At 32.9% G+C, this 25,329-nt stretch carries 24 protein-coding genes and 1 tRNA gene; 7 read left to right on the forward strand and 18 right to left on the reverse strand.

The genetic code is table 11. From position 1 onward, the window contains the following. Positions 1–81: 81 nt before the first annotated feature. Positions 82–813, forward strand: a complete 732-nt coding sequence (locus tag SPJ17_RS08000; RefSeq protein WP_321094541.1) for an alpha/beta hydrolase-fold protein — start codon at positions 82–84, stop codon at positions 811–813. Between the two features lie 30 nt (positions 814–843). On the opposite strand, the gene SPJ17_RS08005 is transcribed toward SPJ17_RS08000, so the two are convergent. Both SPJ17_RS08005 and SPJ17_RS08010 read right to left on the reverse strand, forming a co-directional pair. Further along, on the reverse strand, positions 844–1,572 hold the full coding sequence (locus SPJ17_RS08005) for an NAD-dependent protein deacylase (RefSeq protein WP_321094544.1): 729 nt from the start codon (positions 1,570–1,572) through the stop codon (positions 844–846). Positions 1,573–1,670: 98 nt separating this feature from the next. Continuing rightward, positions 1,671–3,380 carry a proline--tRNA ligase gene (locus tag SPJ17_RS08010; RefSeq protein ID WP_321094546.1) on the reverse strand — a complete coding sequence of 570 codons (1,710 nt, stop codon included), beginning with the start codon at positions 3,378–3,380 and terminating at the stop codon, positions 1,671–1,673. A gap of 170 nt (positions 3,381–3,550) precedes the next feature. On the opposite strand from SPJ17_RS08010, the gene SPJ17_RS08015 reads away from it, so the two are divergent. Further along, a complete protein-coding gene (locus SPJ17_RS08015; protein WP_321094548.1) occupies positions 3,551–5,254 on the forward strand; it encodes a ribonuclease J in 1,704 nt (567 codons plus the stop codon). A 126-nt stretch (positions 5,255–5,380) separates the two neighbouring features. Here SPJ17_RS08015 and SPJ17_RS08020 read toward each other — a convergent pair whose 3' ends face one another. The 9 genes from SPJ17_RS08020 to SPJ17_RS08060 all read right to left on the reverse strand — a co-directional run bounded on the left by SPJ17_RS08020 (position 5,381) and on the right by SPJ17_RS08060 (position 14,666). After that, positions 5,381–6,607: a RecQ family ATP-dependent DNA helicase gene (locus tag SPJ17_RS08020; RefSeq protein ID WP_321094550.1), complete on the reverse strand. Its 1,227-nt coding sequence runs from the start codon at positions 6,605–6,607 to the stop codon at positions 5,381–5,383. A gap of 76 nt (positions 6,608–6,683) precedes the next feature. Next, positions 6,684–6,986 (reverse strand): thioredoxin, encoded by a 303-nt coding sequence (gene trxA, locus SPJ17_RS08025; protein ID WP_321094552.1) that lies wholly within the window; start codon positions 6,984–6,986, stop codon positions 6,684–6,686. Between the two features lies 1 nt (position 6,987). Further along, positions 6,988–7,566, reverse strand: coding sequence for a tRNA (cytidine(34)-2'-O)-methyltransferase (locus SPJ17_RS08030; RefSeq protein WP_321094553.1), 579 nt, complete (start codon positions 7,564–7,566; stop codon positions 6,988–6,990). Continuing rightward, positions 7,556–8,305: an HAD hydrolase family protein gene (locus SPJ17_RS08035; protein ID WP_321094554.1), complete on the reverse strand. Its 750-nt coding sequence runs from the start codon at positions 8,303–8,305 to the stop codon at positions 7,556–7,558. The genes SPJ17_RS08030 and SPJ17_RS08035 overlap by 11 nt, the downstream gene beginning before the upstream one ends. After that, positions 8,298–9,605, reverse strand: a complete 1,308-nt coding sequence (gene rimO, locus SPJ17_RS08040) for a 30S ribosomal protein S12 methylthiotransferase RimO (RefSeq protein ID WP_321094555.1) — start codon at positions 9,603–9,605, stop codon at positions 8,298–8,300. Before rimO ends, SPJ17_RS08035 begins: the two co-directional genes overlap by 8 nt. Positions 9,606–9,617: 12 nt before the next feature. Beyond that, on the reverse strand, positions 9,618–11,462 hold the full coding sequence (locus SPJ17_RS08045; protein ID WP_321094556.1) for a hypothetical protein: 1,845 nt from the start codon (positions 11,460–11,462) through the stop codon (positions 9,618–9,620). 12 nt (positions 11,463–11,474) lie between these two features. Next, positions 11,475–11,921 carry a D-aminoacyl-tRNA deacylase gene (dtd, locus tag SPJ17_RS08050; protein ID WP_321094558.1) on the reverse strand — a complete coding sequence of 149 codons (447 nt, stop codon included), beginning with the start codon at positions 11,919–11,921 and terminating at the stop codon, positions 11,475–11,477. Further along, complete coding sequence (locus SPJ17_RS08055; RefSeq protein WP_321094560.1) at positions 11,921–14,113, reverse strand: bifunctional (p)ppGpp synthetase/guanosine-3',5'-bis(diphosphate) 3'-pyrophosphohydrolase; 2,193 nt, start codon at positions 14,111–14,113, stop codon at positions 11,921–11,923. The genes dtd and SPJ17_RS08055 overlap by 1 nt, the downstream gene beginning before the upstream one ends. Before the next feature lie 31 nt (positions 14,114–14,144). Beyond that, the gene (locus tag SPJ17_RS08060; RefSeq protein WP_321094562.1) at positions 14,145–14,666 is read right to left on the reverse strand and encodes an adenine phosphoribosyltransferase; all 522 of its coding nucleotides are present in this window, start codon (positions 14,664–14,666) and stop codon (positions 14,145–14,147) included. A 150-nt stretch (positions 14,667–14,816) separates the two neighbouring features. Between SPJ17_RS08060 and SPJ17_RS08065 the strand changes: the two genes are divergently transcribed. Continuing rightward, positions 14,817–16,049, forward strand: a complete 1,233-nt coding sequence (locus tag SPJ17_RS08065) for a replication-associated recombination protein A (protein ID WP_321094565.1) — start codon at positions 14,817–14,819, stop codon at positions 16,047–16,049. Here SPJ17_RS08065 and SPJ17_RS08070 read toward each other — a convergent pair. Both SPJ17_RS08070 and SPJ17_RS08075 read right to left on the reverse strand, forming a co-directional pair. Continuing rightward, complete coding sequence (locus tag SPJ17_RS08070) at positions 16,046–17,773, reverse strand: ribonuclease J (RefSeq protein WP_321094567.1); 1,728 nt, start codon at positions 17,771–17,773, stop codon at positions 16,046–16,048. The two genes, SPJ17_RS08065 and SPJ17_RS08070, sit on opposite strands and share 4 nt — an antisense overlap. A 163-nt stretch (positions 17,774–17,936) precedes the next feature. Next, positions 17,937–18,266, reverse strand: a complete 330-nt coding sequence (locus tag SPJ17_RS08075) for a CBM20 domain-containing protein (protein ID WP_321094569.1) — start codon at positions 18,264–18,266, stop codon at positions 17,937–17,939. Between the two features lie 163 nt (positions 18,267–18,429). Here SPJ17_RS08075 and recU point away from each other — a divergent pair, with 163 nt between their 5' ends. Then, positions 18,430–19,050: a Holliday junction resolvase RecU gene (recU, locus tag SPJ17_RS08080; protein WP_321094571.1), complete on the forward strand. Its 621-nt coding sequence runs from the start codon at positions 18,430–18,432 to the stop codon at positions 19,048–19,050. A 33-nt stretch (positions 19,051–19,083) separates the two neighbouring features. Here recU and SPJ17_RS08085 read toward each other — a convergent pair whose 3' ends face one another. The 4 genes from SPJ17_RS08085 to mgtE are packed head-to-tail and all read right to left on the reverse strand — an operon-like array spanning position 19,084 to position 22,516. After that, entirely contained in the window at positions 19,084–19,611 is a 528-nt protein-coding gene (locus SPJ17_RS08085) for an NUDIX hydrolase (RefSeq protein WP_321094573.1), read from the reverse strand. Position 19,612: 1 nt separating this feature from the next. Beyond that, positions 19,613–20,284, reverse strand: a complete 672-nt coding sequence (locus SPJ17_RS08090) for a DNA alkylation repair protein (RefSeq protein ID WP_321094575.1) — start codon at positions 20,282–20,284, stop codon at positions 19,613–19,615. Between the two features lie 34 nt (positions 20,285–20,318). Further along, complete coding sequence (locus tag SPJ17_RS08095) at positions 20,319–21,092, reverse strand: hypothetical protein (RefSeq protein ID WP_321094577.1); 774 nt, start codon at positions 21,090–21,092, stop codon at positions 20,319–20,321. 17 nt (positions 21,093–21,109) lie between these two features. Then, positions 21,110–22,516, reverse strand: a complete 1,407-nt coding sequence (gene mgtE, locus SPJ17_RS08100) for a magnesium transporter (protein WP_321094579.1) — start codon at positions 22,514–22,516, stop codon at positions 21,110–21,112. 163 nt (positions 22,517–22,679) lie between these two features. Between mgtE and SPJ17_RS08105 the strand changes: the two genes are divergently transcribed. Both SPJ17_RS08105 and SPJ17_RS08110 read left to right on the forward strand, forming a co-directional pair. Beyond that, positions 22,680–22,756, forward strand: a tRNA-Arg gene (locus SPJ17_RS08105). 101 nt (positions 22,757–22,857) lie between these two features. Then, positions 22,858–23,772, forward strand: coding sequence for a hypothetical protein (locus SPJ17_RS08110; protein ID WP_321094581.1), 915 nt, complete (start codon positions 22,858–22,860; stop codon positions 23,770–23,772). Here the strand turns inward: SPJ17_RS08110 and SPJ17_RS08115 are convergent. Next, positions 23,769–24,110 carry a hypothetical protein gene (locus tag SPJ17_RS08115; protein ID WP_321094583.1) on the reverse strand — a complete coding sequence of 114 codons (342 nt, stop codon included), beginning with the start codon at positions 24,108–24,110 and terminating at the stop codon, positions 23,769–23,771. The two genes, SPJ17_RS08110 and SPJ17_RS08115, sit on opposite strands and share 4 nt — an antisense overlap. A 118-nt stretch (positions 24,111–24,228) precedes the next feature. On the opposite strand from SPJ17_RS08115, the gene SPJ17_RS08120 reads away from it, so the two are divergent. Then, complete coding sequence (locus SPJ17_RS08120; RefSeq protein ID WP_321094584.1) at positions 24,229–25,296, forward strand: branched-chain amino acid aminotransferase; 1,068 nt, start codon at positions 24,229–24,231, stop codon at positions 25,294–25,296. Positions 25,297–25,329: the final 33 nt, after the last annotated feature.

A 25,329-nucleotide genomic window follows, 5' to 3' on the forward strand; every position in this document is an offset into this window, starting at 1 on the left:
AAGTGCCAAAAATTTAAAAACTTTACATTTTTTCATAATTTTTGAATTCTTATAGTATAATGAATTTAGGTGATTTATATTATGGTTGAGGCATTTAAAATAACCGCAAGGGAGCTTAGAAGAAATTTAAAAATTCACGTAAAATATCCAGATAATTACGATCAAATCGAAAGAAAATATCCAATAGTTATCTTTTTTGATGGAGAATTATTTTATAACTATATTGGAGAAGATACTAAGGTTTTTGATACAGATAAAATCACATACGATATCAAAGAGGATACCATACTTGTATTCTTACATTCCCCAGCAATTAAGGAATGGAGAATGAGCGAATTAAATCCATATTATAACGGAGATAATAAGGATGTAGATACCGTATTATCCTATATTTATTTTGAATATATAACACATATTGTTTTACCAATTTTAAAACAAAGATTTCGTATACTAGAGGATCAAGTCTATTTATTTGGTATAAATGAAGGTGCAATCGCTGCCCTTTCCATGGTATATAAATATAAGGAATATAAGGGAGCTTGTCTATTAAATCCTACATTAAAGCTATGTGATGATAAAATCAACGAAGATTTAAAGAATAATTTCACATGTAAAAAGAGTATATATCTATATAGAGGAGGAAATGCTACAGATTCAAAGGAGGATGACCTCTTCTACCATTTATGTACACGCTTTGATTCACTAAGAACAGAAATCTTAAAATACGATTTTAACACAGAAGGCGATAATTCCTATTTAGATTTAAGTGAACATATCTCTATAGGAATTAAACATATTCTTCTCAATAAATAAGGATAACCCCTGGCAAAACCAGGGGTTATATTATTTTTCTAGATATTCAATTACATTTTTTATATCATCATGTATAGCAATATTCGCCAAAGAATCATATGGTGTTTCACTCTTATTCAATAAAATAAGATTCTCACCCCTAAAATATCTTAGGAAGCCTGCAGCAGGATATACTGTTAAAGATGTACCAGTAACAATAATGGTATCTGCCTCACGAATCGCATATAAGGCATTTGCTACAACCTCATCATTAAGCCCTTCCTCATAAAGTACAACATCCGGCTTTATGATGCCACCACAGCTACACCTTGGAACCTCATATGACTCATGAAATATATCCTTTAGGGAATAGAATTTATGGCACTTCATGCAATAATTTCTCATGATAGATCCATGAAGCTCATAAACCCTCTTTGAGCCTGCCTCTTGGTGCAGGTTATCAATATTTTGGGTTACTACCGCTAAGACCTTTCCTTCCTCTTCTAGCTTTGCAAAATATTTATGGGCTATATTAGGCTTAGCATCTAAATAAACCATTTTTGAAAAATAGAATTGGTAAAACTCAAAAGGATTCGACATAAAGAAGGAATGGGAAATAATTTCTTCAGGTCTTATATTACTTTTGGTTTTTTGATTATATAAGCCATCCGCACTTCTAAAATCAGGTATACCTGAATTTGTAGATAATCCTGCTCCTGAAAATATAACTATTTTTTTACTTTTTTCAATGATTTCCTTTAATTTTGCTAAATCACTCATGTTTCACCTTTTATTATCCTAAGGGATTTAATATTTCTATATCTCAATGTCATCTAGCCTTTCTTGAGCTAAATCTTGCATCCATAGTTATAGAAATGTTAAATCGCCTTTACAGCTTCAACAATTTTAGCTACTGCATCTAAATAAGGCATTTCTTCTTTAGCTAATGTATCTCTATTCTTAAGTTCAACAATGCCCTCTGATGCTCTTTTTCCAACAATAATTTGATAAGGTACACCAATAAGCTCCCAATCCTTAGCCTTAAAGCCTAAGCCTTGGTTTCTATCATCTAAGACAACCTCAACACCGTTTGACTCAAGCATTTCATGAAGCTTATCTGATAATTCCATTTGTTCTGGAAGTGAATATTTAACAGGTAATACTACTGCATGATATGGCGCAACATTTAGTGGCCACTTAATACCAAATTCATCATGGTATTGCTCAACAATCGATTGGAAGGTTCTTGTAACTCCAATGCCGTAGCAGCCCATAACCATTGGTACGTTTTCGCCCTTCTCATTTACATAGGTACAGCCCATTGCCTTTGAATATTTCGTTTGAAGCTTAAATACCTGACCAACCTCAATACCTCTTGCGCTCTTTAGTGGCTTACCACAAATTGGACATCTTAGGCCATCCTTAGCTAATCGTAAATCACATACCTTACCTGTAAAATCTCTACCGAATTTTACATTCTTTAAATGGTAATCTTTTGCATTAGCACCTACATAGAAGGAATCCATATCCTTTAATTCTTCATCTACATAAATGTCTAAATTACATGGTAGGCCAACAGGTCCAATAAAGCCCTTAACTATACCTAAGGAAGCTAATTCCTCATCTGTTGCAAGCTTTAAATAGTTTTCATTAGAGCCGGATTCATTCACAAGCTTAATTTCATTAATATCCTTATCGGCTCTTACCATTGCGACAATGAACTTTTCATTCATAAAGTCATGGTAAACCATAGTCTTAGCTAAATTCTTAGCATCAATCTTTAAGAAATCCACTAATTCCTCGATGGTTGCGTGATTTGGTGTATATACCTTTTCGATAGGAGCTTCTTCATCTCCCTTATAGCCATCAAGCATAGTTGTAGCCTTTTCCTGGTCTGCAGCATAATGATTTTCATCACAATAAATAATGGTAGATTCACCAATATCCGATAATGCCATAAATTGGTGAGAGCCATTACCACCAATATTTCCTGTATCCGCTAAAACGGGTTGGAAATTTAGATGGAATCTTGTAAAAATCTTAGAATATGTATCATACATAAGCTTATAGGATTCTTCTAATCCAGCCTCATCCTTGTCGAAGGAATAGGCATCCTTCATAATGAATTCTCTAGAACGAATTAAACCAAATCTAGGACGGAATTCATCTCTATATTTTGTTTGAATTTGATATAAAATAACAGGTAATTGCTTAGGAGATTTAATTAAATCTCTTGCAATAGATGTGAAGATTTCCTCATGCGTTGGTCCTAAGCAGAACTCTCTATCATGACGATCCTTAAGTCTCATAAGCTCAGGGCCATATTTCATCCATCTACCAGATTCTACCCATAATTCCTTTGGCTGTAGTGCACTACATAAAATCTCTTGGCTGCCTGCTTTATCCATTTCATCCTTGATGATTGCTTGAATTTTATTTAAGACTCTAAGTCCCATAGGTAGATAGTTATAAACACCAGCTACCTCGTTTTTAATCATTCCAGCACGAAGGAGTAAAATATGTGAATCTATTTTTGCCTCATTTGGGGCTTCCTTAAGTGTGGAAATTAACATTCTACTTGCTTTCATAACTTTAATTCCTCTTTTCAAATACCTTTGAATTATAGCATATATTTTATAAATTATCTATGAAAATGCTTTATATTCATAATAAATTATGAAATAGCTTTGAAACTTGTTTTCATATAGGTTATAATATATATAACTTTTTCCGAATTCGAATTTCATAGGAGGTTTATATGGACAAGTTATACAACCGCAAGGAGATAGCTATTTTTGCGCTTGGTGGTTTAGGTGAAGTCGGTAAAAACATGTATGTCATCGACTATTTAGGACAATTATTTATCGTAGATTCAGGAATCCTATTTCCAGATTCTCATCTACTAGGCGTAGATTATGTTATCCCTGATTATACATATTTAGTACAAAATCAACAAAGAATCGTAGGATTATTTATTACACATGGTCATGAAGACCATATTGGTGGTATACCATTCCTACTTAAAAAGGTTAAAATACCTAAGATATTTGCTGCAGGTGTTACTATAGATTTAATTGAAAATAAGCTTGAGGAGTATCCAGAATTATTAGGTTCTACTCAAATTGTAGAATTTAAGAGTCATTTCGTTTATGAATTTAAGGGTGTTACTGTATCCTTTATAAGATTGAATCACTCCATTCCAGATTCCTTTGCTATATGCTTCAAAACAGATCTTGGTACCATTGTACATACTGGAGACTTCAAAATCGATTTGACTCCCGTTGGTCCTGCTGCAGAATATGATAAGCTTGCCTTATTAGGCCAAGAGGGTGTTTTATGCTTATTATCCGATTCAACGAATTCCTTAAGACCAGGTGTTACAGAATCCGAAAAGAAAATTGGTTCTTCTATTAAAGAATTATTTAAGCAGGTTACAGATAGAATTATTGTTGCAACCTTCGCATCGAATATGTTTAGAGTACAACAGGTCATTGAAGCCTGTGTACTTACAAACCGTAAGGTTGCCGTCTTTGGTAGGTCTATGGAAAAAACCATAGAGGTAGGACAACAGGTAGGTTATATTAAAGCACCAAAGGGTACAATTATAGCTCCTGAAGAGATTGATCATTATAAAGCATCCGAAATATGCTTATTATGTACAGGATCTCAAGGGGAGCCTTTGGCCGCATTATCGAGAATTGCCAATGGCTCTCATAGAGTCATAAAGCTAATGCCAAATGATACGATCATCTTCTCTTCCAATCCAATACCTGGAAATCAAGAGGGCGTAAATAAAACCATCAACCAATTATTCCGTAAAGGAGCAAATGTAATTACACATTCTCCTATTACCGATACACATACTACAGGACATGCATCTCAAGTTGAGCTTAAGCTTATGCTTAATTTATTAAAGCCGAAATATTTCATGCCAATTCATGGCGAATACAGAATGCAAAGAGTACATGCCGATTTAGCTATTGAATGTGGTGTTGATCCAAACAATACCTTCATTTTAGAAAATGGTGATGTACTTGCAATTAACGATCATTCTGCAAGAAATGCGGGCCATGTTACGGCAGGTGATGTATATATCGATGGTGAAGGCATTGGTGATATTTCAAAGGATATTATAAGAGAGCGTAGAATGCTATCTGAGGATGGTATGTTCTCTTTAGTTATTACCATCGACACCAAGAAAAAGATTATTCCAATCGAACCGCAGGTAGTTTCTAGAGGCTTTATTTACATGAAGGATTCAGAAGCATTAACCAAAGCTTTCGTTGAAGCTGCAAAAAAATTCATACTAGATGAAATGGCAAATTCGAATGTAGTCATTTTAGGTATGCTAAAGCAAAAGCTAACTGAATTCTTAGAAAAGGAAATCTATTTAAAAACAGATAGAAAGCCTATTGTTATTCCATTATTTATGGATTTAGCACCAGGAACAAGCATAGAATAATATAAAGCTGTCATTACTTTTCAGTTAACTATCTGAAAATATGACAGCTTTTTTTGAAATTTATATTCTTTTGTTATTTGTTCTATAATACATTTTAGAAAAGGAAGAAAATTCAAAAATGCATGATTAACAAGTATATTTGCTCTTAACACAATTGGAGCACATATTACAATTCCCCTTATGTGGTATCCCAAAATATTCAGATACTGCCTTATGAATACAACTAGATCCAATACATAATTTAACCATAGAATCTAATTTTTGATATCTATCCTTTTTAATTTGTTTCATCTCCTTGCTACTCTTTTCTTTATTATCCATATGGTCTATAAAATATTCTATAGTTTCTATATCCTTTAAATTGAATAAAACTATACTTTCTGCATATTTACCATCTCTTGATGCGCGACCAGATTGCTGGCTAAAATCTTCGATGGAGGAGGGGAGGTCATATTCTATGACATACCTTATATCTGGTATATCTATTCCCATGCCAAAGGCATTGGTGGATACAATAATATCAATTTCATGATTCGTATACATATTTTGTATTTTTTTCTTATCTATAGATTCCATCTCTCCATGATAGTATCCTACCTTAAAGCCCTTTTCCTTTAGGAATTCATATACATGTAACACATTCTTTATCGTCAAGCAATAAATGATACCATGAAGATTTAAATGTGATTTAATATAAAAATATAACTCTCTATCCTTATCATGCGTCTTTTGTATCTTATAGAATATATTTTTTCTATCACAATCTCCGGCAACTAAAATAGGATTTTTTAATTCAAGTAATACCTTTATTTTATCCACTGTTGTTTTTGTTGCCGTTGCAGTTAAGGCCATCATTTTAGGCCTTTTTTTAAGCTTATGAATGAAGGAAGGAATGTGTCCTAATGCTTTTCTAAAATCCTCACTCCAAAGGAGTGTATGAGCTTCATCTGCAACGATCATAGATATATCTATATTTATAATTTCATCTAAGAATCTTTTTGTTTCTAGCCTTTCTGCTGAAACATATAATATTTTAATATCTCCTCTTCTAAGCTTTTTATAGACATTATCTACTTCCTCTTTATCTAATAAGGAATTAATATATGCTGCAGGAATCATCTTATCCTTTAGATTCCTTACCTGATCTTGCATTAATGCAATTAGAGGTGTAATTACTATCGTTATTCCATCGAGCAATAATGCAGGAATCTGGAATGTAACAGATTTACCATAGCCTGTTGGAAGTAATCCTATAATATCCTTATTGTTTAATACAGCATCGATAATCGTTGCTTGCTCCTTCTTTAATTTACTATAGCCATAATATTTTTTAAGTATTTCTAATTTATCCATAAAGATATAATACCACATAGATCATATGAAAGCATTAAGCAATAATTGAGAAAAAAAGAATGCGAATTTTCGCATTCTATTTTAAGCTATTTAACCAATCCATAATTGCCTTTTTAGGTAAGAAGCCCACCTTTTTACCTAAGATTTTACCATTTTTAAATACCATAAGGGTTGGAATATTTTGAATTCCAAAGGCTAAGGCTATTGCCTCTTCTTCATCGACATTTACCTTTCCTAAACTTACATCACTCTCATTTTCAATTTCCTCTAGAATTGGAAGAAGCATTCTACAAGGAGCGCACCATGGTGCCCAAAAATCAACTAAAGTAAGAGAATCACTCGTAATGAATTCTTTAAAATTATCACCTGTTAAAACCATATTATTCTCCTTTATGATCATATTCTCTATGAACGATATCTAATTCCTTTAAATCTAAATCATCAATGAAGTTTTCACCCTTCATAGTATCTGGTTCATGTGTTACAACAATAGATTCATCATTGATTGCCTCGCTTGCTAAGAATAGCATAATGGCAGCGCAATTTGATAAATTTAAACTTCTTATTTTATCTGTTGTAGGAATTCTATAGCAATCCTTTAAATTGTCCTTTAGGATATCATAAGCAATTCCTGTTGATTCCGCACCAAAGACTAAATAGATATCCGAATCCTTTGCATCCTCTTTAAAATTTATTGTAGAGGGAGATTTATGACCATAGCGAGTTAAATAATAAAATTTACCCTTATTTTTACTTTTAAAATCATCCCAATCGTCATATGCCTCATATTCCAAATAATCAAAATAATCTAAGGCCGCTCTTCTCATTCTTGCCTCATCAAGCTTAAAGCCTAGTGGACGAATTAAATGAAGCTTTGCATGAAATCCAACACAGCTTCTCATAATATTTCCTGTATTTTGTGGAATTTCTGGATGATATAATACAACATTAATCTTCATATTTTAAAAACTCCTTAATCGCATAAGCGATTCCATCCTCTAAAGGATTTTTTGTTACAAAGGAAGCTACCTCCTGTACTTCCTTTGGGGCAGTAGGTACTACAATCGATATATCCGCTTCCTTAAGCATTTCTAAATCATTATAATTATCGCCAAATGCGATAATTCTTGCATCCTTATAGATTTTTCTTAAATCTAATACCGCACTACCCTTAGATATACCGTGGGCAATAGCATCAAAGCCTAAGGGTGCAACACGCACAAAATCGATTTCAGGAAATAATTCCTTTGGAAATGTATCTGCATGATAGCTATATACCCCCAAAGAATATATATCATCCTCTAATATATCCTTTGGATATAGGGTTGCTTCTGGAACCTTAAAATAATCTGAAAATTCCTTATAGATTTTATCACAATCGATTCTTGCATAATATTTCTCATTTAATAGGGTTGTTTTAAATCCCATATCAAATAATCTTTTTATAGCATCCTTAGATATAGGATGCTTCGCAATTACCTTATCCTTTACAACAATATAGCCACCATTATTCATGATGGCTCCATCGGTTGTTATAACTTCTTCAATAGGTTTCAATTGGAATTTACATCTACCTGTAGAAAGTAATACCAAATCACCTTTTTCTCTAATTTTTTTTATAATTTCCTTTGCAGACTCTGGTATGATACCATTAATCGATAATGTACCATCAATGTCAAATAAAAATATATTATTCACATTGCTCACCGGTTAAGGTATATTCATCACAATCCATAATTTTTACCTTAACCCTTTGTCCAAGCGAAAGCTCATAATGTGCTGCAACAAAGATTGCACCATCCACCTCATCAGGGGCATATTGATAGCTTCTTGCAACATACATAAAGGATTCCTCATCATAACCAATAATAAAGGCATCCTCTATAACCTTGCCAATCATTGCCTTATTCTTTTCTAAAGCAATCTTAGATTGAGCCTCCATTACTCTTTCATAACGCTTTTGTTTCACATCAAAAGGAATAACATTCGGATATTTTTCTGCAGCTGTTCCCTCCTCTAAGGAGAAGGTAAATGCACCAAGACGATCAAATTGAACCTCATTCATAAATTCGATTAAATGATCAATATCTATTTCCTCCTCGTAAGGGAATCCAACAATTAAGGTAGTACGAAGAATAGCATTAGGTATTTCTGTTTTAATCTTTTTAAATAGATTGAATAGGTAATCCTTCATACCTCTTCTTACCATCTTCTTTAAAATATGGTCCTCAGAATGCTGAATTGGAATATCAAAATAAGGCATAACCTTGTCATGTGTTTTAATAAATTCAATTAGCTCATCGGTAACAATATCTGGATATAAATATAATAAACGAATCTTAAAATCACCCTCAATTTTGCATAATTCCTCTAAGAGTGGCACAATCATAAGCTTCTTATCATATAAATCATAGCCATATTTCGTCGTATCCTGAGAAATTAAATTAATCTCATATACACCACTTGCTACCTCTTTTTTTACTTCCTCTATAATGGATTCCATGGTTCTACTTCTTAAGGTACCACGAATTAAAGGAATTGCACAAAAGGCACAATGGTTTTGACAGCCCTCTGAAATTTTAATATATCTCATATAGCTTGGAGTGGAATATATACGATTTAATGGAGAATATTCGCCCTTTATCTTATAATCGGACTCTATTACACCTTCAATAATTTTAGCTATATTTCTATATTCATCAATGGTTACAAAGCGATCTACCTCGGGCAAAAGCTTAATGAGTTCATCCTTGTATCTTTGCGGTAGGCATCCTAAAACAATAAGCTTAGCTCCATTCTTTTTATAATCTGCCATTTGAAGAATCGTATCAATAGCTTCCTTTCTTGCAGGCTCTATAAAGCAACAAGTATTAATCAATATTAAATTTGCATCTATAGGAGATGAAACTAAGGTTATAGAATCCTTCATTGCTCCTAAAATCATTTCAGAGTCTACCTGGTTTTTAGCACAGCCGAGGCTCACCATATATACATTCATAAATTTACCTCATTACATAGCAATAACTAGAGTTGTACATAAAATAAGTACAACAAAAGCAAATAAAATGCTCATAATACTATTCTTTTTTTGAAATAGCATTCCAAAGATAATTCCTAAAAGTAATCCAAAGGATAATACAATTGTAACTTCCACTTGTCCAATTCTATTGCTATAGTTTCCTAAGAATGGAATAAAAATAGATAATGATGCAATAAGAACTAAGGATAGAAAAGCGACTAAAACACCTAAATAAATTTGAATAAAGAAGGCAGGGAAATTGAAGGATTTAAAGGATTGCTTCTTTAAGGCTTCCTTTTCCTGCTGATATAATATTTTCTCCTCAGGATAGAAATCCTTTGGATTAATATTATTTACTAAATTATCATATTTCTTTAAAGCATATTGGCTCTTCTTATTCGTAATCATAGATAAGCCTGAAGCAAGGATAAGTAGAACAACTACACCTAGGGCAATATATAGGCTATAGGAATTTAATAAAATACCAAAATTGTTTGCTAAAGTAGCCTTCTTACCACTACCGTTAGATAAGAATTTAAATACGAAAACCATAAGAAGCATTGGAATTACCATAAGTAATCCCATGATAATAGAGGCATTCGCAAAGCCATATTGGCCAAGTAAATTCTTTCTTTGCTTTTTGATATCATATTCCTTTTTCTTATCCTCAGGGAGAATGAATTCAGGTGCATCCTTCGATACATCATCCAAGGCATCTTCGTTTCTTACCTCTTCAATAACCTCACCAGTTAAAGGATTAACCTTTTGTTCAATCTCCTCATGTGAAGTATAAAGCTTAACAACCTTTCCTTGCATATAATCCTGACAGATATAGGTTTTAGCATAAGGCTTATTTAAATCATATTTTTCTTTGTCATATTTCTTTTTAACAGAGATGAAATCATTCTTATATGCAGTGATGAAATATAAATAATTCTCATATAATCTTTTCGCTATACCAATATAATTATCAAAGGATATAGAAGAAATCTTTCTTGCAGCAATTTGATCCTTATAGCCATCATATTCCTTTTTGATTTCAACAAATCTCTTGTAAATTTTTAAAGCCTTTGGCTTATAATCATATTTATCAAAATTATCTACCATCCAAAAGAAAAATGAGCCATCTACGATTCTTCTTAAATAATCCTCATCTGTTTCCTTTATCTTATTCAAAAGCTTTAGGGAAACAAAGGTTGGATTTTCATCATTTACTGCCTCAATTACATCGGTAAAGCCTGCCTTATGCGCTAAGGAAATCAAGAAGGCTTCACTTCTTGCAAGATTAGAAAATCTTCTAAAGCATTCCTCACCATTAATGGCAATGATTCGAACCTTACCATCTAAGGATTCCTTTGTTTCATAGCCATAGTAGGCTACTAAGTATTTATAAGTAAATGGATTTCTAAAATTTCTTTCAATCGCACGAGAATGCTGACATAGCTTTGGGTCAGCACCGGATGCACGGAAGGTTTTCGTAATACCTCCATCCTCTAAGAAGGCAAATAAAATATTATTTGCTGGATCTGGGTTTTCCCTTAATGCCTGTAAATAGGTTAATAAATCCATTTTTACTCCAGCAATTATAATTTCCTTATGATCCGTCATTTCAAAGATCATAAAGGTTAATGCGTTACTTTTATATTTTGTTTCTGCTAAAATGTTGATATATTTCTTAACTTTTCCTTTATCACTAATTCTACTTTTAATGAATTGAATTAGTTCCTTTGTATTCGTATAGATATCATCCATACCTAAATCAAAATTATCAATATATGCTTTAGCTAAGCTACTTAAATCAGAATAGCTTTCTTGGTTAAAAACATATGATGTCATAATTTCCCCCTATTATAGATTATCTGTATCTAATAATATAGTTACAGGTCCATCATTCAAAAGTTCAATTTTCATGTCAGCTCCAAAGATACCAACTTCAACATGGAAATCCATATCTCTAAGCATTTTTACAAATAAATCGTAATATTCACTCGCTTTATGGAATTCCATAGCATCCGAAAATCCAGGACGATTTCCATGCTTACAATCTGCATAAAGTGTAAACTGACTTATAGCAAGAATTGTACCAGAAACATCCTTAAGTGATTGATTCATTTTTCCATTTTCGTCTTCAAATATTCTTAATCCTGAAACCTTTTTTGCACATTTTTCAAGTTCTCTTAGAGTATCTGTTGTTTTAAAGCCAATAAGTAACATAAAGCCCTTATCACATTTTCCAGTAACTACTCCATCAATTGTGCAGGAAGAATATTTAACTCTTTGAACTACTACTCTCATTAATGGTTATCTCTTTCAATGTTATAAATATATTTAATCTTCTTAAGGTTAACAATCATTTTCTCTAAGGATAATAAATTATCCGTCATAACCTTAAGCTTAACTATGGCCTCTAAATTCGCATTTTGGTTTGCGTTAATGGCCAAAATGGACATGCCAGATGCGGATACTGTATTCATAATTTCTACAAGTAGATTCATATTCGCTGTCGCTTCAATCTTTATCGAAACAGGATATTTTCTATCAATATTCGTAGCCCAAGCTAAAGGAATTAATCTTTCCTTTTGGAAGCTGTTAATATTTTTACAGCATAAATTATGAACAACAATTCCATTACCCTTAGTGACATAACCTAAAATTTCATCTCCTGGGATTGGGTTGCAGCAAGAACCAAGCTTTAGCTGTGGGTTCGTTAGACCTTCGACGACAACACCAGTTTCACTATTCGTTGTTAAAATTCTTTGGCTACGCTCAATCTGACGGCTTAATGCTTCTTCCGTTAGCTTTGATGGATCACTCGAACCTAAGTATTTCGATACGACGGTCTTTGCAGATAAATTATTCTTAGCAACCTCTAAATACATATCATCAAGAGAGCTAATATTATTCTTTTGGAATTTAAGTGCAAATTCATTATCTAAATCGTAATTTGTAATTCTTTGGCTTTTAAATTCCTCATCGACCATTTGCTTACCTTGTCCAAGCAAAATATCGTGATTTTGCTTATTCAAGAAGCTCTTAATCTTATGTCTTGCGTGTGTTGTTTTCGCAATTTTAAGCCAGTTTTCTGATGGACCAAAGGAATTCTTATTCGTCTTAATCGAGATAATATCTCCCGTTTTAAGCTCATAATCCAGTGGTACAATATGATTATTTACCATGGCACCAACGGTTTTATTGCCAATATTCGTATGAATCTTATATGCAAAATCTAGTGGGGTTGCACCCTTAGGTAAATCGACAACCTCACCCGTTGGAGTATAAACATAAACGGTAGTATTAAGTAAATCCTCTTTTACAGTTTCTACGTATTCCTCTGCAGATGCATTCTGTGCATTTTCCTCTTCCGAAAACTTAAGTAGATCACCATACCATTTTAAGGTTTGGGCAATTTCAAATTGCTCACGCTCCTTAGAATATTCCGCATTTTCTTTATATGCCCAGTGAGCGGCGATACCATATTCTGCAATACGGTCCATTTCCTCTGTACGAATTTGTACCTCAAAGGTAAATCCATCATTAGAAATTACTGTCGTATGTAAGGATTGATACATATTTGGCTTTGGTACGGCAATATAATCCTTAAATCTCTTTGGTACTGGAGTATAATTGGCATGAATTAAGCCTAATACCTGATAGCATTCGCCAACCGTTTTTACAATTACACGGATGGCTAAGATATCATAAATATCCTTAAAGTCCTTCTTTTGGTTTACCATTTTCTTATAAATAGAATAAATATTCTTAATTCTACCCTTGATTTGGTAATCCGTTAATCCATTTTCACCTAAGATTCTTTTGATTTCATCAATCGTATGATCTACATTAGACATACGAGCGGAGGAATCATTTTTAATTTGTGTAAGAATCTTATTGTACATTTCATTATCTACGTATCTAAGGGAGGTATCCTCAAGCTCTGCCTTTATACGGAACATACCTATCTTATGCGCAAGTGGTGCATAAATCTCAAGAGTTTCTCTTGCGATTCTTCTTTGCTTTTCTGGTGGTAAGGCATTGAGTGTACGAATATTATGTAATCGATCGGCAAGCTTTACGACAATTACTCTTATATCCTTTGCCATAGCTAAAAGCATATGCTGATGATTTTCTACTTGCTTTTGCTCAAGGCTTACAAATTTAATTTGTCCAACCTTGGTAACACCATCAACAATTTCAGCTACATCATCACCAAATTCTCTTGCAATACCTTCCTTTGTTGCTTGAGTATCCTCAACTACATCATGTAATAAACCCGCACATATCGTTGCAGGACCTACATGTAGTTCAGCTAAAATACAAGCAACATTTAAAGGATGGATGATATATGGTTCACCTGATTTTCTTAATTGCCCGTTATGTAGGCTTTCGGCAACATTCCATGCTTTTCTTATTAACGCTTTAGATTCAGGCTTACGAATATATTTTGAAAAAATCTTTTCAAGCTCTTCATATGTTGTTGCTGTAACCATAAATCCACCTCCTTCATTTGCTTATAATGGATTATTCTCCTTCAAATTCAACTAAGGTTTTTACTTTATAATCCTTAAGTAACTCCTTACCCTTCAAATCAACTAAATCAATGACAAAGGCTAATCCAACAACCTCTGCCCCTGTCTTCTCACATAGGTGTGCTGCAGCTAATGCAGTACCACCTGTAGCAAGTAAATCATCTACGATTAATACCTTGTCATCCTTACTTAATGCATCCTCATGAATACATAATGTATTCGTTCCATATTCTAAGGAATATTCTTCTGTAATTTGAGCTCTAGGAAGCTTACCAGGCTTTCTTACAGGTACAAAACCAAGCTTTAGCTTTGCTGCAACAGGTGCACCAAATAAGAATCCTCTAGCCTCAGGCCCAACGATTATGGTTGCACCAATCTCCTCTGCAAATTTTGCAATTTCCTCTGTGGTGTATGCAAATGCTTCTCCATTTTCAAGTAGAGTTGTAATATCTCTAAACATAATTCCTTTTTTAGGGAAATCAGGAATAGTAACAATAGTATCTTTTAAATTCATTTGAATTTTACCTCCAAATTCAAAAATATATAATATTATAACATAATATTTTATATTCTTAAAGTTTTTACCCAAAATTTAAAGCATTTTCAAGGCTATTTATGGCATATTTTTTATAAATATGATAAAATGATTCAAGAGGTGAAAAGGATGAAACCATTAGCTTATAGAATCCGCCCAAAATCATTTCATGATATTGTTGGACAAGACCATTTGGTTGGACCAAAGGGTGTAATTACAAAAATGTTAGAAAATAAATCTTTATTTTCTATGATTTTATATGGCCCTGCAGGCTGTGGTAAAACATCCATAGCCCAAATTATAGAATCCTATTATCCATTATCTAGCTTTTCCTTTAATGCTTCTATTGATTCAAAAGCAAAGCTCAAGGAAATTGCAGACGCAACGAAATTCTATGAATCTACTATATGTGTTATCGATGAAATTCATAGAATGAAAAAGGATGTACAGGACTTCTTACTTCCCTATGTTGAATCTGGTCAATTAACCATCATAGGTCTTACAACAGAAAATCCATATAGAAGCATAAATCCTGCCGTACGTAGTAGATGTCATATTTATAGAATGAATGAAATCAAAAAGAGTGATGTCATTTTACTTCTTAAAAAGACGATTAAGGATGAAGGATTAAAGGAAATGAGTGCCGATATACTAGAATATATCGCAACCGTATCCTCATCAGAAATAAGAAGTGCACTCAATATGCTTGAGATTGCGAATATGTTAGAGACTGAGGATTTAACTTTAGAAAATGTTTCAAATCTTATAGGTAAAAAAGCTCTTCAAATGGATGAAGAGGGAGAATACTATTACGATTGTGCAAGTGCTATGATTAAATCCATTCGAGGTAGTGATCCAGATGCAGCACTTCACTATCTAGCAAGGCTTTTACAAACGGAAGATTTAGTCTTTATTACAAGAAGATTATTATGTAGTGCATATGAAGATATTGGCTTAGGTAACCCAAATGTTGGGCCTAGAGTATATGCTGCATGCGAAGCAGCATTATCCTTAGGATTACCAGAAGCAAGGCTTCCCTTAGCCTTCGCTATTGTCGATTTAGCGACAAGCCCAAAATCAAATTCTACCTATCTTGCGATAAATGATGCACTAAAGGATTTAGAAAAGCTTTCTTCTATGAAAATACCTCCACATATTTTAAACAAAGAATTAAAAAGTGGAAAATACGAATATAAATATCCTCATGATTATTATCATGATTATTGTCATCAGCAATATATGCCTGATGCATTACTTGGTAAAAAATATTACAAGCCTAAGGATACCTCATCCTATGAAAGATCCATTAAGGAATATTTAGAATTTTTAGATAAGCTAGAAGATAAAAAACGAGAAAATTAATTCTCGTTTTTTTCTTCTTCTATTGTTCTATTTACCATATCTAAATCGGTTGAAATTAAAACAGGGATGATGATTGGACTTCTCTTGGTTTCCTTATAAATGTAATGAGAAATTTCATTCTTTAAGCCTGTTTTGTATTCACTCCAGTTAATAAATCTAGAGCATAGATATTTTTCTGAAACTAAATAGAATAATTCTTTAATTTTAGAAATTAAGGATTCACTATCCTTTGTATAGGTAAAGCCTTTCGTAACTACCTCAGGACCTAAAAGGATTGTTTTCGTTCTTGGATTAATATTCGCTGTAATTAAAATGACACCATCCTGAGCTAAAAGCTCACGGTCACGCATAACAACCTCACCAACATCCTTAAATGCCTTACCATCAATCAATACCTCAGCAACAGGCACATCGCCTGTAACACCAATGTATTTTCCATCAGAGAAGGATAGGATATCTCCTTGATCTGGAATTAATATTTCACTATCTTTATATCCAATACATTCGGCAACAATTCTTAAGGCATATTGATGACGATATTCACCGATGACAGGAATGATATATTTTGGTTCTAAAATATTAATCATTTCCTTTATTTCCTCTCTATTCGCATTAATTTGAGGTAATAAGGTTGAATTGAATTCTAATACCCTAGATGTAATATGATAAATGATATCTAAGGTCTTGGATGCCATCTTTTCTGTACCTAGAGTAGGTGGTGTTAAAACAATAACTGTATCTTTTTTCGTTAAATGAATTAAACGATCGACACCCTTTGCCATTCTTTGTAGCATAAAGAATGGTTCATGACGATTCCCTGTGACTAGGATAACTAAATTCTTATCCTCGTTAGTAATTCCATTCTTCTCATCGATGAATTTTAAATTAGCAAAGTTCTCCTCTGGGATATTTAAATATCCCAAATCGATGGCCTGTGCTACCATTTTTTGTGTTTTTCTTCCGATGATGGCAATCTTTCTACCATAGCCTATGGCAATGTCACAAATTTGCTGAATTCTTAAGATATCACTTGAGAATAAGGAAAATATTAAGCGGTCATTGCTTTGATTAAATACATTTTTAATTCTTGTTTTAAACTCTAAAATTGTACCACGGGATTGCTCATTATTCGCACCTAAGGATTCTGTTAATAAAGCTAATACTCCTTCTTTTGCAAATACAGCTAAAGATCGAAACATATGCGCATAATCCATATGCGAATTCTGGTCAAAATTGTAATTACTTGTATAGATGATATATCCATCATCACTCTTAAGTGCTATACCATAGCTTTCGGGTAAATTGTGGCTTACCTCAAAGAAACGAATTGTGACATCCTGAAACTTAAGTGCCGTTTTTGAAGTTACCACCTCTAAAGAGGCTTTAGAATAATCGACATTTTTGTCGTCCTTCAAAATATCACCTAAAACTGCCATCGTGTATTTAGAGCCATAGATTCTTAAATCTGGCTTTTCCTTTAATAAATGGATTACTCCTCCAATGTGGTCCATATGGGCATGAGATAGGAATAATCCTTGAATTCTACCCTTATTTTCTGATAAATAGGTTAAATCGTTAACAATAATATCCACACCATAGGAATCCTGGTTTGGATATTTCATACCACAATCCATAACAAAAATCATATTATTGACTTCGATAACATATAAATTTTTGCCATCCTCTTGAACTCCACCAAGAGCAATAAAATTAATCTTACTCATAATAAAAAATACTGCCTTTGTTTGTTAATTAGGGCTCCTCCATTCTTCATTTTTAAGAATCGTATCTTATTGGTTTTATTATACATCGTTTTTTTGGATTAAACAATAGCATTATTCGAAAACAAAAGGCACCGAAGTGCCCTTCATCTTGTCTCGATTCAGATTACTTAGCGAAGTGGTCAACGCCAATTTCTACAGCCAAGCCCTTAGTAGCTGTGAATGTATGGTTTTCTAGATCTTCGTTCCAGATTCCCTTCTCAACAGCTTCCCAATCCTTAGCAGCTAAAACCTTGAACTCAACAACAGCATTTGCATCGAACTTCTTAGAAACTTCGAACTTGCCATCAACAGCCTTTAAAGCTACGGCTTTCTTAGCATCCCAAGAACCAAGGTTTTCTGTATTACCTACTACATAAACCTTATCTGCATTTGCATTTACTGTAATCTTTACTGTTACCTGTGCGGCAGCACAAGTTGTTTTCTTTGTAGCCATTTTAATCCCTCCTACTATCTCAAGTATATAACACTCTTTTTATCATTTGAATACGGTAAACGTTTCCTATATTTCGATTGAAACGTTTACAACGCTGTTTTTTCACAAATGTTGCCACTTTTTACCCAATACTTTTTGTGATACAATGGATTTGGTGATAAAAATGGCATTAAATTTTCCAAATAAAAAGACAAGGATTACAACTACTACAGAAAGACAAATCAAACAAAAGTCCTCATCTAAAACAACCAATATGGCAAAAGCGAATTTGGGTATGGATTTAGAGGAATTAATTAATGAATCGAATGAATATTATTTAAATAATGATTTTGCAGTAATTCATAAGAAGCCTACTCCTGTACAAATTGTTAAGGTGGAGTACCCTATGAGAAGTAAGGCAGTCATTACAGAGGCTTATTATAAAACCCCATCCACTACGGATTATAATGGCATATATAAGGGTAGATATATTGATTTTGAAGCAAAGGAAAATCATAATAAGACCTCCTTCCCTCTTGCAAATATTCACCCACACCAAATATCTCATTTAGAAAAAATAATTCATCATGGTGGAATTGGCTTTTTAATTGTTTATTGGAGTGTCTATAATGAATATTATCTACTTCCCTTTCCGGTTTGTAAGGAATATTGGGATAATTCCTTAAAGGATGGTAGAAAATCCATTCCTTATGAAGTTTTTAAGGAAAGAGCCTATTTAATTAAGGAAGGCTATTTACCTAGATTAAATTTTTTAAAGACCGTTGATGAAGTATTCTTAAAATAGGATACTTCTTTTTTTTATATGAAAAGAGAGACTTTAAAAGTCTCCCTCTAAAATAATATCATAGGCTCTTTTTAAAATGGGCATTTCCCTATTATAGACTAATCTACCTATTTTTGTTTTTCTTCCATCTTCATATTCCTTAACTGCATCTTTATATTTTAAGCATACTCTCAAAAGATGGTATTTATTCCTTTCATCTTCTGTTAAATGATTATTCCCAAATTTTCTTATTTTACATAGGAAATAATGATTTATATTATGTCGATGAATGCAATTGTAATAATCGGATACAATACCAATTTTAGCTAATATATCTACAGATATCCCCATCTCTTCTTCTAATTCTCTATGGATAGCAGCTTCTATAGATTCCATATCCTCTACTCCACCACCAGAGGTTTCGATATAGGATGCTTTACCAAAATCATCATCTCTATTTACTCTTACAAAATAGAAATTCTTTTCATCATCGATAACAATTGCTCTTGCGATGGTTCTATCATGATTAATTATTGTCAAAGGCCATTCTTCATCTTTTAAACTCAAAAATAATTCTTCCATATTAACCTCTTAAGGATTTTAAGTATTCTTTATGAAATTCCGATACACGATAGCTTTCTAAAGCCTTTTGAATGGCCTTTTTGAAAACAATAGGATCTAATAAATGATTTTCAAAATAAGGAATAGTCTCTTCATATTTTTTAGCTAAGGCTGTCGCAAAATACCATGCCTGCATCATTTTTAGGTAATAATCATCACCCTTTTTGTTTGCGATTAGATCTAAATATTCTATTTTAAAATCATCGCCTAAGTATTCGTTCATTAAAATTCTCATGCCATATCTTGCGGTATAAATGTGCTCACTTTGAATCCAGTTTTTAACGATATCAATAAGCTTATCATGATTCTTATGAAATACCTTTGGACTAAATTGATCGGATATGGGCCAGCAATCGACATATGGCAAAAAGAAATTTAATTCCTGAATGCATAAATCGAAATCCTTAATCATAGACAATAAAAGCATATGCAGTAGATTTTCCTCATAGTATTTATGAGGAACATCACGCAAGAAATTATTCACATCCTTAGTACCAAAGACATCCTTTACTATTCTTTTTATATCTGGTGTTCTTACACCAATAATAGTATCCTTATCTATATTTGGTATAAGCTTTGACTGAAATTCCTTATATTTGTCATCTTTATACAGAATGAGTCTATCATATATCATAGTATCACCCAAAATCATTAGAAAGAAAAACAGGCTATGCCTGTTTAACTAATTCATTTAAAGAAATATCAGAACCAAACATTTTTATATAATCCTGATGAAGCTTTTTGTTATCACCTAAAAGCTTATTGTAGCTTGTTTTTAGATTTGCATCCTCTTCTGCAATCGTCATATCATCTTGGAATACACCCTTTTTTATGAAAGGATAGCCCTTTTGTCTTTTTGTAAAATCTGCACCAATATTCTTACGAATATCATAATAATACTGGCTAATTTTTGCAAATAAATCCTCAGGATATTCTACTTCCTTGAAGGTATCCTTATTTAATTCGTAAGCTTCCATAAAGCCCTTATAGTTATTCTCATAATAGAAGATTTTAAGCTTTTCGTATAGTTCCTTTTCCTCATCTGTTACTAAGGCCTTTACAACAGGATGATTTTCTTTAATGAAATCTTGATAAATCTTTTCAAATTCCTTATTTTCTTCTAAAGTATTATCATTCAAATGAGAAACTACACTATGAGCAACCTTATGCTTTTGAACAGCATTTTCTAATTCCTTAGAATAACCATCCTTAAAATCAGATAAAACCTTATTTGTATCAAATTCAGGATTTTGACTTCTGTTTTGTAAGCATGTTGCTAAAAGACCATTTTCTACTTCGTAGTAACGAATCTTTTGTAACAAATCAAAGAATTGATCATTATATCTATAGTCTAATAAGATACAATCCTTTAAAAATTTTTCATAATTGTAGATGATAAGAGCAAATTCTTCCTTCATCTCTAAAAATTCTTGTTTATTCATAAATCCTCCAATTTAGCCTAAGCGCCTACTCCAAGTATCTGGAAGAATAATAATGCGGCTAAGCCATAATAAATTAATAATGCAGTGACATCGTTTATCGTTGTAATGAATGGACCTGATGCAACCGCAGGGTCAATCTTAATCTTATAAAAGATAATAGGTATTATAGATCCAACCAAGGATGAAACTGTCATCGCAATAAGTAAGGAAAATCCTACAATTCCAGATGCAGTTAGCGCCTCTATAACATTATAATCACTTCCACTTACAACACCTTTTTTAAATATAAATAGGTAAAGCATTACAAAGCCAAAGGAAATGGTTGCTAAAATGGCACCATTTAAAATACCTGTGCAAAATTCCTTAAATATTGTTTTCGCAATCTTTTTTCCTGTTACATCGTTTGTTGAAATCATACGAATCGTAACGGACAAGGATTGTGTACCTGCATTACCTGCCATATCTAATACTAGAGTTTGGAAGAATGCAATAATTGCAAGTATGGCAACTACATTTTCAAAACTAGTCATTGAAAATGAAATTAGTAAGTCTAGAATAAGTAATACTGCAAGCCATGGGATACGCTTCTTTACCGATTGGAATGGAGATTCATCTAAATCCTCTTCTTGAGTTAAACCTCCGAGTTTAGCGTAATCCTCACCCATTTCTTCATCCATTGCCTCTTGAACGTCATCGTGGGTGATTGCACCAATTAATTTTCCATTTTCGTCTAGAATTGGGTAGGACGGTAAGGCATATTCTCTCATTTCAACTAAGCAATCCTCAACCTTATCCGTTGCTTTAAAGGTTGGATAGTTTTGCTTTACGATTGTACCTAAATCAATACCCTCTCTTGCAACAATTAAATCACGTAGCTCAATAACTCCAACTAATTTATCCTGAATATCAACAACATAAATGTTGGATACATTATCGTTATCTGCAGCCTCTGCAACGACTCTCTTCATTGCAGTTTTAACGGAATTTGTAACTAAGATGCTTACATAGTTATTGGTCATCTTAGAACCAATTTGGTCATCATCATATTTTAAGATATCCTGGATATCCTCTTTTGCCTCAGGCTCCATTAAATCAACGATTTCCTTACGGTCATCCTCATCTAGTTCTTCTAGAATATCGATAGCATCATCGGCATCCATCTTTTCAATGACATCAGCAGCCTCTGCTGGCTCCATAGATGTAATTTGATCTTCGATATCTTCTGTATATAATAATACCTCACCGAAGATCTCATCGCCTAAGATTCTATGTAGCTCGCTTCTTTCCGCATCATCTAAATCATCAAGCATATCAGCGATATCATTTTCATGATATTGCAATAATTCGCTCTTCTTTTCTTCATCGGATAAGGTCGGTGAAGATAAAATTCGTTTTAGTTCTTGTACATGGTCACGTTCTGTCATAATTAACCCCTCCTTATCATCTATGATATTTTATCACAAATAGGGTATGAAAGTGAATAGAAAACAACAATAAAATAAATTAAAAAAACACTTGAAATGATTTCATTCCTGTTATATAATAATTGAGCGTTCGGAAAACGTAAGATATTAAACGATTATACATCTGCTGGTAGCTCAGCTGGATAGAGCAACGGCCTTCTAAGCCGTGGGTCGAAGGTTCGAATCCTTTCCGGCAGGCCAGTTTAATATCACAAGGCATGTAAATGCCTTTTTTTCTTTCTATAAAAGAAAAAGCTTTTCATTTGTTATTTTTTCGATATAATAACCTTGAGGTATAGATTATGAAATATGATGATTATGCCACTATGCTTGGCTTTCAAAAAATAAAAAATGTATATGTTTTAAACAAGGAAGGATATTCTATTTATTTAAGAGATTGGCAATATATGGTATTGAATATACCATCCTTTTATATTCCCTTAGACAAAGAGATTACAAAGGATGCCATTAAAGCCTTACAAATGGAAGCATTAGGTAATGCTTGTGCACAAGCCTCCTTAGGGAATAAGAGAGATACCCTAATTGTTACGCTTCCTGAGGGAAACAAAATTAAGAAAATCGATTTGATGAATGAAATATTAAATAATGTCATCGAATGCTTAAAGAATATGGGCTATTTACCAATGCATATATGTCCAATTTGTAAACATGAAGCTGAGTATGGATTATTTGGTAGCCATTATTGTCCAATACATAAGGAATGTAGGAATGAATATTTATCTAAGCTTCAAGAGCTAAATAAAAAGACAACTGGATTTAATATAAAATATGTTTTAGCACTTCTATTTGTCTTAATTGGTATTGGCTTAGGTCTTATTCTACCTATTCTATTAACCATAAATTTACATGATTATTTTACTGGTGTCGTTGCATTAATTCCTATTCTTGCAACACTAGGTTTATTCTTATCTAAAGCCCCAAGTAAGAAATGGCTTAAAATTACCGTAGGTGCACTCGTATTTATCGCCGTTGCTACCTTCTTAGCTATTTCTATTCCTTATATGATAGAGTATACTGAATCTAAGAATACCTTCTCTTATTTCTTCCAAAATGGATGGGTAGGATTCAGGAAAGTATTCTTTGGAGGAATCTTATCCTTAGGTGGATTTGGTGGAGCCAAATTCCTAGATAAATTTAAAAAGGATTATAGTCAAGAAATTGATGAATTAACGCAAAATGAAAAAGAGAATGACTAACAATCATTCTCCTTTTTTTCTTCCTCTAGATAATCGGAATCTTCCTTTTTTATAGGCTTAATCTCTTTGTTTCCATTTCTTTTTACTGGCTCTTTTTTGTTAAATAATACAAAGAATATAATTTCAATTAAAGTAAAAGCTAGAATTGCTAAAATCACTAAAAATTGATATTCAGCTAAAAAGAATCCCCAAATACCAAATCCAATATAAAAGACGGAAACTCCTAGGGTTAACCCACCAAAAAGCTTTTTATTCTTTTTAATTAAACAAAATAAACCATAATAAATTAATAAACAGCCTATAACTAAAGCTGTAATGTTATAAAATATAATTTCCATATCATTTAAACCTCGCAAATATTATATATCATTTTTTTATATTTCAAAATATTATATTTAAAAAGATAGAAAATAGGCGTATAATGAGTTTAAGTATTTAAAAAAGGAGAAATTATTTATGTTAGATATTAAGATTAATAAGATTGAAACTCCAAAGGCAAAGCCAACAGGAGCATTAGGCTTTGGTAAATATTTTACAGATCATATGTTTATGATGGACTATGATGAGGGAATTGGATGGCATGATGCAAGAATCGTTCCATATGGACCGATCCCAATGTCTCCTGCATCTAGTGCACTACACTATGGTGCTGAAATTTTTGAAGGTATGAAGGCTTATCATACAAAGGATGGTAAAATTCAATTATTCCGTCCATATGAAAACGCAAAGAGATTAAATTCCTCTGCAGAAAGATTATGCCTACCCGAATTACCTGTTGAGGATTTTGTACAGGCAGTTGTCACATTAGTTGATTTAGATAGAGATTGGGTTCCACAGGATCCCGGTACATCCCTATATGTACGTCCATTTATGATTGGTGATGACCATTCCTTAGGTGTACATGGTGTACATCATGCCATTTTCATGGTAATTCTATCTCCAGTTGGATCTTATTATAAGGAAGGATTAAATCCAGTTTCTATTTTAATTGAGAAGGATGATGTCAGAGTTGCCGGTAAGGGTGGTACAGGCTACACAAAGTGTGGTGGCAACTACGCTGCTTCTACTCGTGCAGGTAAAAAGGCTGAGCTTAAGGGCTATTCTCAGGTATTATGGCTTGATGCAGTAGAAAGAAAATACATCGAAGAGGTTGGCTCCATGAACGTAATGTTCAAAATTGATGGTGAGGTTGTAACTCCAGCATTAGTTGGTTCTATTCTTCCTGGTATTACAAGAAAATCCTGCATTCAGATTTTAAAGGATGAGGGCATCCCTGTTACAGAAAGACGTATTACGGTAGATGAATTACTTGAGGCTCTAAAGGAGGGACGTCTTGAGGAGGCTTGGGGCACTGGTACTGCAGCTGTTATTTCTCCAATTGGTAAATTCGTCATCAACGATAAGGAATATGTAGTAAACAATGGAGAAATTGGTAAGGTTTCTCAAATGCTATATGATGAAATCACAGGAATTCAATCCGGTAAGATTGAAGATACTAGAGATTGGATACTTGAAGTGAAATAGGAAGCACATTTGTGCTTCTTTTTTATATAAAGA

The organism is Anaeroplasma sp. (assembly GCF_034179385.1).
Taxonomy (GTDB): Bacteria; Bacillota_I; Bacilli_A; order Acholeplasmatales; family Anaeroplasmataceae; genus Anaeroplasma.